We start from the raw sequence: 9255 nt of genomic DNA, 5'->3' as shown, positions 1-9255 counted from the left end.
TCACTGATCGATACGAATACGTCCGCCAACCGCAGCTTGTTCCCCGTCTCCATGGGCCACCCCAAAAAGACAGAAAACTACACAAATCAAGACACTGTGTATAGCCCCCTTGGCAACCCATTAGATCGTGAACGACTATTTCAGCAGTCCACGACAGTGGCATTCATGCGATTGCCCTGGTGACAAGCCCAACCGGTTGGGATAACAGTGTCGACTCGGCGCTTTGGCGGGGGGCGGGTGCTCCCAAGTCACAAGCCCAACCGGTTGGGATAACAGTGTCGACGGCTGCTGCCGGAAGACCCGAGAAAGGTAAAGTCACAAGCCCAACCGGTTGGGATAACAGTGTCGACACTCACCGACCGAGCCGTGGTGAGCGGCTTGGCGTCACAAGCCCAACCGGTTGGGATAACAGTGTCGACAGAAGCTCGAAGACGGAAGCGAGGAGGCCAAGTGGTCACAAGCCCAACCGGTTGGGATAACAGTGTCGACGGCCTGGTTTTGGTTCAAGCTCCGCGAAGAACGGTCACAAGCCCAACCGGTTGGGATAACAGTGTCGACATCGTGGTTGAGGAGATGGTGCGCCAGCCGCTGGTCACAAGCCCAACCGGTTGGGATAACAGTGTCGACCCAATCAGCAGATCAGGATGCTTGCGTTAATGTCACAAGCCCAACCGGTTGGGATAACAGTGTCGACTTCAGCCTGGCGGAAAGAATGAAACTCTCCGCGTCACAAGCCCAACCGGTTGGGATAACAGTGTCGACGCGGCGCTGGAATGCGTTGTTCTCGCCGCTTCAGTCACAAGCCCAACCGGTTGGGATAACAGTGTCGACGTTAAGCACCTCGTTAAGGAACGGGGACTCTCGGTCACAAGCCCAACCGGTTGGGATAACAGTGTCGACTTGGCATCAAAATGAAAAAAACGGGCGCGCGGTCACAAGCCCAACCGGTTGGGATAACAGTGTCGACTCTACCCTTTCAGATCCCTTGTGGCGCAAGGCTTTCCGCCCCGTTCCATTCGGGACCTCCTCAATTTTGGCACGAAATCGGCTCGTTTCACAAGAGGTCCCGAATTTTGTCAAAAGTAGTAGGTTTTTTCTACCCATTCGCGCACCTGGTCGTGTTCGATCGCTTGGCGCAACGACGCCACGACGCTACGTATCTCTTGCTCCAGCGGGCGTTCGCCGCCCCGCACCATTTTGTCGAACGCCAACAGAAACGTCCGTCGCGCGTCAGGAGAGAGCCGCCACGACGCCGCATCGGGCAAAAAGTCGGCTTCGTCGATCTGTCTTCGTCCCCAAAGCGCCAGAATCAGCCGGTCGACTGCCGCCCGGAACGGTTCTACCACGTCGAACACCAGCGACGGATAGCGTCCAGCACTGCTGTGCAGCGCGCCCAGATACGGATCGAGCCCCTCCACCCGCACCCATCGCTCCACGACCGGAATGAGCAGCGTGTAGCCGAAATTGAGCAGTGCGTTGAGCAGATCCTTTGCTGGACGCGACCGCCCCTGCCAGCGCCCCCACGCCGCATGTTGCGTCGCCAGCCACGGGTAATAGCGTCGCGCAGCACTCCCCTCGACACCGCGCACCGCCGCAACGCGCTGACATCGTGCCAAACGACGCAACTCCTCATCCAGCGCCGCCAACACCGCGGCGTCGCCCGCCCGATAGCGGGAACGGATGAGTGCCTGCTGCCGCAGGATTTTTCCCCGCACCCAGACAGCGGCAATCTGCGCGCGTTCGGTTTCGCTCAGTGCAGCCCAGCAGCGGTGCTGCGCAGCCAGTATCCGGTTTTTGCGCGCCGCTTGCCGTTGCCCCAACAGCACCACGGGTCTGCGTTTTGGTGTCGCGATCAGAATCGGCACGTCCGCTTCGGCGCATGCTTCGATCGCAGCAGTGGTGAGCGTCGCCGGCGCCAAGACAAATAGGTGCGAAAGCAGCCGCAACGGGTGGCGCTGGGTTTCACTTTCACGGCCGCTCACCACCACCGCGCCATTTTCCAGCCCAATGCGCTGCCCTGGGGTCGTGAGGTAGAGGGCCTGTGCCGTCTCTTTGGAGGTAGGCGTCGCCCTTTGCGTCGCCATTGGAGAAAGCGGCGTACAGAGAAACCGCCCCAAAGAAAACGAAAGACGATCCCCCGTGCCCACCGCGGCCAGCAACCCCAACCAGAATTGCCACTCGGGATCGGCAAAAAAGGCCAGGCGGCCCACACCGCCGTTGAGGAAAAAGGGATTCCCGTTCTGCGAGCGCGAACGATGCACGCATCGCCAGTATTGCCAGTCAATGGGCACAATACGCGCGACGGGCGGAAGAAGCGGCTGGGCGCCAAACAGTTTCGCAATGCGTTTTTGTGCGGCACGCTGCCATTGGTGCGGCGCGACCGTTTGTTTGTCAGTCGTGCCTTTGAGGTGAAACGGCGTGAGAAACTCCAGCAGCCACCCATCAGAGGAGACGATCGCTTGGGCGGTTTCGTACCGCCACGGCGTTGCGGTTCGGAAAACGAAATGGGTGTGGGCAGCAGCCGGTTCGTTCAACCGTTGCGCCAATTGTGCGGTCAGGCGCTGCCCCGCTTCCGGCTCTTCGGCAAAGAGTTGCAACGCCACGGTCACCTCTTCGCCTGGTTGGTAACGCCAATCGGTGGCTCGCTTCTGCGGCAGATGCCAAAGCAGTGGTTCGTTCACCGCTGCCGCTTCCGCTGCGCCTTTCACGAGCGCTTCGAACACCGAAAGGAAGTGACTTCGGCGCGGCGTGCTCACCGCGATGAGCGTCACTTCGGCAGCCCACCAGGCGTAGGGTTTGATCATGACATCCTCACTGTGCCATAAACAGCCATGAGCAAACCACAACTCACCGCAACAGGTAACCGTGTCGCTGCCGTTGCCGTGCGATCGTCCGCAACCGTTTTGCAGCTGCTGCGGGAGATGCAACTACGTCACACCGCTCGCCCCCCAGGCGATTGCGCAGGCTTCCCCAGGCGCGGACGACGAGCCATGCCCCAAAGAGATCGCGCGTAACGCGCACCGCGTACCAGCGCTGTTTTTCTGGATGGACCCAGAAGTAGTGCGCGCGCTCGGGCATGGGGTCGTGCTCCGTATTCTGTCTGTCCATGCGTGAAAACAAACAATGTTTTACTGATTTCAGTTTTCCTGCTTTTGCTGCGGATTCTGCTCGCATGCCGCAAAAACAGAAAACATGGTCTGATGTTTCACTTATATCATTTTTTCTGTAAAATTTCAATTACGACCGACAACGGAGCTGGTAATGATCATCGGAATGTTGAACCAAAAAGGGGGAGTGGGAAAAACCACCCTGAGTGTCAACCTGGCGGCAAGCCTGGCGCGGACAGGCGCCCGTGTCTTGCTGATCGACGCCGACCCCCAGGGCAGCGCGCTCGACTGGGCCGCTGCGCGACAAGGTGAACCGCTCTTTACAGTGGTCGGGTTTCCCCGGGCCACCGTTCACAAAGAGCTCAACCACTTGGGGCACGGGTACGACCACATCGTGATCGACGGCCCGCCGCGCGTCACCGATCTTGCCCGGTCAGTGATCATGGCCTCAGAAGTCGTCCTCATCCCGGTCCAGCCGTCCCCGTACGATATTTGGGCGGCTGCCGAGGTGGTCTCGCTCATCCAAGAGGCCACCATCTATAAAGAGGCACTGAAATCGGCGTTCGTGATCAACCGCCGCATTGCCAACACGGTGATCGGGCGCGATGTCAAAGAGGCGCTCGCAGCATACCCCATTCCGGTTTTCGAGACGACGATCACACAACGGGTGGTGTTTGCCGAGGCGGCCGCGCAGGGGCTCTCCGTGCATGAGGCCGACCCCAACGGTGCCGCCACCACCGAAATCGAAGCATTGCGTGACGAATTGCAGAGGTTTGCCCCATGAGCAAGAAAATCACCATCTCACCGAAACCCACCGCAGGTGCCGCCGATTCTTGGGTCAAAAACCGCGAACTCCACAAAGAGCCGATGAAGCGGCTCACCATCGACATTCCCGAAAGCCTGCACCGCAAGATTAAAGCGCAGTGCGCGATGCGGGGCAACAAGATAGTCGATGAGATCCGCGAGCTGCTTTTCGAGAAATACGGAAATCAGTAATTGCGGAGTTCATGGACAGCGCTTCATCTTGGAATTGCCATCACAGGTTGATTAGCAACGCACTACACGGCAACGATCACCTTTGTGCGCTCGGCTGACCGCGCGTAAAGGTGGTCTGTTTCCTCGTTTTCTTCAGTTGCAGCATTTTTCACGAAGACACAGGGCCAGAACCTACCAGTCAAGTAGTTGGGATAGGGGCGACGATTGAAAAACTTAGTCGCATTGTCGTTACATCAGTGACACAAGCTCAACTGGTTGAATCACGGATGATGGCTTTCCTTTTCCAAATTTCTTTTGGTCAATGACTTGACGTCCCGTTCCATTCATGATCTTAGCACCTTCGTAACCATAAAATGAAAACAAGGAGCAATAACGATGCACGTAAAAATCAACAAAGAGATTGGTAAAGAATACAATGAAACCGAATGGGAAGAATTGAAAATCGACGGAAAACCAATCAACTTCCTTCAAAACCCGTTGATCAAAGGATTCAAAGGAAAGCAAAAGGTCAATCCAATCACCAACAAAAAATACTGGCGCCTAGAGTTCTTCGGCAACACGGTTTTCAAGACAAACATTTTTGTCACTTTCTTCCCAACGAAGCCAGAAGACAAAAATGCTATTGCAAGGGCAATATGGCAGGATCTCGATCAAAACCAAGAACCAAATGAAGAGCATTACAAAAATGCATCTCAATGGTTGAGAGATTCCAACTCACTCAAACCAAAAGATTACGAAGAGCGTTCTAACCGCTATATATGCATTGATGGAATGGGTATTTCTATGATAGGTAAAACATTTGAGAAAAAAACGTTCGAGCGAGCCATCATCCTGCTTTCTCTCGCTGTCGCTTATCGCATTCAAATCGAAAAGCTGATGAACATGCTGAGCGATTGCCAGCCTAACAAAAAAGAGTTGGAGAATCTTGTGCACAATGCACTACTTTTCAATGCCCAATGCTATTTCCGTCACCCAGTGAAAATGGAAAATAGCGAGCTTCCGCTTATTTGGGATGCGATCATCGATCGTTTGCGCATCGAAAACTTCAATAAAGAGCTCATTGAACAAACACAAGTACTTTATCGGATTATATCTGACATGGAACGCGACAAAGAAAACAAGCGTTGGCAATTGATCGGTTTTGCCTTGGGCCTCATTTCTGCATTACAGATATTAACCTTATTTTCTGAAGAAACGAGAAGCAACTGGTGGCAGACTGTTCATAATTTTCTGGCAGGATAATATATTTTTCGGAAAACCGACTTAATTTTACAGTAAACTCATGACACAAGCGGTCCGTCCGACGACATTGATTTCACATTTTCACTGGTTGTCATATCTAGGGGAGAGATAAACATGGGATTTATTGACTGGTTTTATTATTTGTTCAATATATCGAACATCAATAACTCCAACATCAAAACTGTGGAAGACGACATGATTGATAGTAACCAAGATTTCTGGCACAACAATCAAATAAATCCTGCAAGCGGCCTCCCAATGGTTGGCGGAGTTGATATAGAGGGAAATCCGTATGGAACAGATTCTAGCAGCATGTATGATTGTCTGGACAGCTCTAGCAGGATAGACGATTTATTCGACAACAACGATATTTTCAATGATCGGTGATCTAGGGAACCCCTGATTTATTCTTCCCTTTGCGCGTGAAATCTGTTACGTTACGAACCAGGGAAGCAGCTAGCCTGAGTAGGAGCCCATGATGCAGATCAGCTTTTCGGAAGCGGAATTTACGGGCAAGAAGAAGGTAACCCGTCGCGAACGGTTTCTTTCGGAACTGGAAAAGCTGGTACCGTGGGCCGAACTCACGGCGGTGATTGCGCCGTACTACCCGAAAAGTGAAGGCAGAGGAGGTCGGCCGATTGGTCTTGAGCGCATGCTGCGCATGTACCTGGTGCAACAATGCTTTGGGCTATCGGACGAAGGATGCGAGGATGCGCTCTATGACAGTCAGGCGATTCGGCGTTTCGTGCGTATCGACCTCTCACACGAATCGGCGCCGGACGAAACAGGCGTGGTGCATCACCTGGTGACCACTCCTGCCAACGTCCATGACGTGACCCAGGCACACGCCCTGGTGCATGGCGAAGAGAGCGACGTATATGCCGATGCGGGCTATCAAGGCGTTGACAGGCGTGCTGAGACCCAAGGGTTGAAGATATGTTGGCACGTTGCACTGCGCGCGGGAAAACGAAGCGCGCTCTGCGACGAAACCGCACGACTTGCCGAGCGGCGCAACGCGAGCATTCGCGCGAAAGTCGAGCACGCGTTTCACATCGTCAAGAACCGCTTTGGCCATCGCAAGGTGCGTTACAGGGGGCTTGCGAAGAACACGGCGCAACTTTTTACCCTCTTTGCGCTGGCGAACCTTTTTCTCGTCAAGCGGCGACTTTTGGCACGACACGGCCAAATTGCGTCCTGATTCCCAGAAAAAGCCGGGATGAGGGGCGCCACTGCGCGAAAAACGGCGCGAATCGGAGAAAAAACGCCCGCTCTTGAGCCCGCTTTTGGGGTTACGAAGGTCAGCATCGCACAATCGACTCGCGATGCGGTAGTGGAACAGCAAAAATCGGTTTGTTCAGGGATTCCTAAGTTGTCGCGGAAGGTGCTCATTTCAAGGCTCTCCGGGTGAGCAAGTCAAGCACGCGCCCGCTAGGTTGCAGGCTAATGGCGGTGTAGCGATGCGCCAGGGCAATTGGCACGACGGCATCGCGGTAGAGTTCGGTTTGCAGGTCTTCAAGGAGTTGAACAGCGGTGGGCAGAGTGGGATAACGCGCCCATTCAATCTTCTTGCGCACGAAGTCTCTGCCCGGTTCTTCTTTGGAACGGAAAGGATAGGGCAAAGCGAAGACAAATGTACGCTCCTGGTCCGAGTCAAGACCCGTGACATTATCTACTATTGAAACAAAGAGATCTGGTCGCTCAGATTGCCACCATCGAAGTTTCTCAATAGGTGTCATGTGGCCAAAAGCACGCAGGAAGAATGAGGTAACTGTACGCCAAGAGGTATCGCGTGAGCGTCTCTTTCAGGTCGGCTGCCGAGACAAAGCGTTCGGAGCGCAGAATCTCAGCAATGCGACCATTGAAGCGCTCTACCATCCTGTTGGTCTGCGGATGACGCAGTTGGATGAGCCTAGCACAAGCTCGTGATGACTGAGGATCGCTGGCGCTTGCTGGATCTCACGGCGAATTCGAGAAGAGACAGGTAATATCCTAAGCGCTTGGGTTTTTGATATAATGGGGTCATGCCCACACTCTTGCGCATTGACGGTCTGCGCGTGGTGATCTATCCGAACGATCATCGACCCGCCCATGTTCATGTGATCGGTTCCAGTGAAGCCGTCTTCTTCTTGAACTGCCCAGATGGACCGATCGAGCTTCGCGAAAACTATGGCTTTACCCGGTCGGATCTGAACGCGATTCTGACTGAGCTGACGAAACACTTGACCGCAATGTGCGATGACTGGAGAAGGATTCATGGCGATTACTGAAAGTGAGTATCGCAAAGCCAACCAAGCGGCTCAAGATCGAAGAGCAAGCGGCTATGCGGTTTCTGCCCGTTACGATCGTCGTTCGGGACGTGTCGCGGTCAGGATGAGCACGGGAGTAGAGATTCGCTTTCCTACGCATCTGGTCGAGGGCCTCGCCAAAGCTTCTCCCGAGGATCTGGCCAACATCGAGATCAGCCCCTCTGGGTTGGGGCTACACTGGCCTAGCTTGGACGTCGATCTTTATCTCCCTGGCGTGATTGCTGGCCAATTCGGCTCCCCGAGTTGGATGGCTGCCCAGCTTGGCGCCGCAGGTGGAAAAGCCCGCACCCCCGCCAAAGCGGCAAGTGCCCGCATCAACGGACGCAAAGGCGGAAGGCCGCGCACGAAAAGCGCGTGATCGATCGGGTACGCGCTCTTTGCTGCGAGCGCTTCTGTCGAAGCTCGTGGGCCACAGCGTAACTTTCCCCAAAAGATCCCTTTTTGGTAAAGTCTCCCGATTGACTACCCGGCTGCGCTTGGAATTCCGCCCATGCCCGACACCACCCGCCAACCAACGAAAACGGGAAAGTATCGAGCTTTGCCGAACAGGATCGAGCAACACCCGAGGATGTTTTCCAATGGATATCAATACTGATATCATTCAGCAATGCGCTATCTGCTCGATACCAATGTCCTGGTCGCCGCTTTCCGGTCGAGAAACGGGGCAAGCAACGCAATTGTCCGTCGCGCCTTGACGGGCGATCTCGCGTTGGTCGTTCATCACAAGCTGGTCTATGAGTACCGTGCGGTGCTCAGCCGCCCGGAGATTTTGGCGCAGACGGGGCTTTCTTGGGACGAGGTCGAACTGGTGCTTGCCCACCTGGTGGCCAGCGCTCATGAGGTCGAGGTGCGCTACCTGTGGCGTCCTAACCTCGAGGATGAAGCCGATAATTTTATCATGGAGATCGCCGTGGCAGCTTGGCCCTGCACGATCGTCACCCACAATGTCAAGGATTTTGTTCGGGCAGAACTGCGCTTTCCGCATATCGCCCTCTGTACCCCAGGGCAGTTGCTGCGCGCTTTGACCCATTAGGAGGTAACCATGCGCAAACTCTCTTTCCCGTTGCGGATTCCTGAGGAGGAGCGGGCCCGTGGTAAGCGCCTGGCCAAGGAGCTGGGCGTCTCGGAAAACCGCCTCTACGCCGAGCTCATCCACGATGGCTTGTTGATACGCGAGCAGATGCTTTACATGACGCGGCTGCGCGCGCTCGCGGCACGAACCAGCAAGGATGAGGCGCTCGCAGTTCTTGCCAAGGCAGCGGACACGCCACCGATGGAAACCGATGTTCGATGATAGATGCCCATGGCTTCAGGTGAAAAGCAGTTTCCACCGCGTCGCGTGCCGAACGCTACTCGTCGTCCGCGCGAGTACTTGACTGCAAGCGAGGTTGATAGCATGGTCGCTGCGGCTCGCAAGCTCGGCCGCCACGGGGAGCGCGACGCGGCGTTGATTCTGATCGCGTTTCGCCATGGGCTCAGGGTGAGCGAACTGGTGGCGCTTCGTTGTGTCAATGGCCACGAATTTTGACCCACTTTGGCCAGATAAAACTGACCCACCCTCCTAACTGGCTGAGGGTCGAACACCGGGAAAAATCCCCGCCCGG

General features: G+C 55.2%; 12 protein-coding genes, 1 pseudogene and 1 CRISPR repeat array. Of the genes and pseudogenes, 10 read left to right on the top strand and 3 right to left on the bottom strand.

Annotated features, from left to right (window positions below; genetic code table 11):
* Nucleotides 1–179 precede the first annotated feature (179 nt).
* Nucleotides 180–967: a CRISPR direct-repeat array (repeat unit 36 nt; unit sequence GTCACAAGCCCAACCGGTTGGGATAACAGTGTCGAC).
* A gap of 109 nt (nucleotides 968–1076) precedes the next feature.
* Nucleotides 1077–2804: a CRISPR-associated endonuclease Cas1 gene (cas1, locus tag KUL93_RS10895; RefSeq protein WP_217127065.1), complete on the bottom strand. Its 1728-nt coding sequence runs from the start codon at nucleotides 2802–2804 to the stop codon at nucleotides 1077–1079.
* Nucleotides 2805–2847: 43 nt separating this feature from the next.
* Nucleotides 2848–3078 (bottom strand): WGR domain-containing protein, encoded by a 231-nt coding sequence (locus KUL93_RS10890; RefSeq protein WP_119336251.1) that lies wholly within the window; start codon nucleotides 3076–3078, stop codon nucleotides 2848–2850.
* A gap of 183 nt (nucleotides 3079–3261) precedes the next feature.
* Here KUL93_RS10890 and parA point away from each other — a divergent pair, with 183 nt between their 5' ends.
* From parA to KUL93_RS10865, 5 genes are all read left to right on the top strand, one after another.
* Nucleotides 3262–3891 (top strand): ParA family partition ATPase, encoded by a 630-nt coding sequence (gene parA / locus KUL93_RS10885; protein ID WP_217127064.1) that lies wholly within the window; start codon nucleotides 3262–3264, stop codon nucleotides 3889–3891.
* Entirely contained in the window at nucleotides 3888–4103 is a 216-nt protein-coding gene (locus KUL93_RS10880; RefSeq protein ID WP_119336191.1) for a hypothetical protein, read from the top strand. The genes parA and KUL93_RS10880 overlap by 4 nt, the downstream gene beginning before the upstream one ends.
* A gap of 375 nt (nucleotides 4104–4478) precedes the next feature.
* The gene (locus tag KUL93_RS10875; RefSeq protein WP_217127063.1) at nucleotides 4479–5345 is read left to right on the top strand and encodes a hypothetical protein; all 867 of its coding nucleotides are present in this window, start codon (nucleotides 4479–4481) and stop codon (nucleotides 5343–5345) included.
* Between the two features lie 114 nt (nucleotides 5346–5459).
* Nucleotides 5460–5732, top strand: coding sequence for a hypothetical protein (locus KUL93_RS10870; RefSeq protein WP_217127062.1), 273 nt, complete (start codon nucleotides 5460–5462; stop codon nucleotides 5730–5732).
* 91 nt (nucleotides 5733–5823) lie between these two features.
* Nucleotides 5824–6543 (top strand): transposase, encoded by a 720-nt coding sequence (locus KUL93_RS10865; RefSeq protein ID WP_217127066.1) that lies wholly within the window; start codon nucleotides 5824–5826, stop codon nucleotides 6541–6543.
* A 451-nt stretch (nucleotides 6544–6994) separates the two neighbouring features.
* On the opposite strand, the pseudogene KUL93_RS10860 reads toward KUL93_RS10865, so the two are convergent.
* Nucleotides 6995–7262: pseudogene (locus KUL93_RS10860) on the bottom strand (integrase core domain-containing protein); the annotation flags it as partial.
* A gap of 104 nt (nucleotides 7263–7366) precedes the next feature.
* Between KUL93_RS10860 and KUL93_RS10855 the strand changes: the two are divergent.
* The 5 genes from KUL93_RS10855 to KUL93_RS11750 all read left to right on the top strand — a co-directional run bounded on the left by KUL93_RS10855 (nucleotide 7367) and on the right by KUL93_RS11750 (nucleotide 9179).
* A complete protein-coding gene (locus KUL93_RS10855) occupies nucleotides 7367–7612 on the top strand; it encodes a DUF4160 domain-containing protein (protein WP_217127061.1) in 246 nt (81 codons plus the stop codon).
* Nucleotides 7599–8009, top strand: a complete 411-nt coding sequence (locus KUL93_RS10850) for a DUF2442 domain-containing protein (protein ID WP_217127060.1) — start codon at nucleotides 7599–7601, stop codon at nucleotides 8007–8009. Before KUL93_RS10855 ends, KUL93_RS10850 begins: the two co-directional genes overlap by 14 nt.
* A gap of 249 nt (nucleotides 8010–8258) precedes the next feature.
* Nucleotides 8259–8684, top strand: coding sequence for a PIN domain-containing protein (locus KUL93_RS10845; protein ID WP_217127059.1), 426 nt, complete (start codon nucleotides 8259–8261; stop codon nucleotides 8682–8684).
* Between the two features lie 9 nt (nucleotides 8685–8693).
* Nucleotides 8694–8945, top strand: a complete 252-nt coding sequence (locus tag KUL93_RS10840) for a hypothetical protein (protein WP_119336207.1) — start codon at nucleotides 8694–8696, stop codon at nucleotides 8943–8945.
* Nucleotides 8946–8948: 3 nt separating this feature from the next.
* Nucleotides 8949–9179 (top strand): tyrosine-type recombinase/integrase, encoded by a 231-nt coding sequence (locus tag KUL93_RS11750; RefSeq protein WP_346731691.1) that lies wholly within the window; start codon nucleotides 8949–8951, stop codon nucleotides 9177–9179.
* Nucleotides 9180–9255: the final 76 nt, after the last annotated feature.

It is taken from the genome of Hydrogenophilus thiooxidans, from assembly GCF_019049855.1.
GTDB lineage: Bacteria > Pseudomonadota > Gammaproteobacteria > Burkholderiales > Rhodocyclaceae > Hydrogenophilus > Hydrogenophilus thiooxidans.
This window is presented reverse-complemented; position numbering and strand designations above follow the sequence as displayed.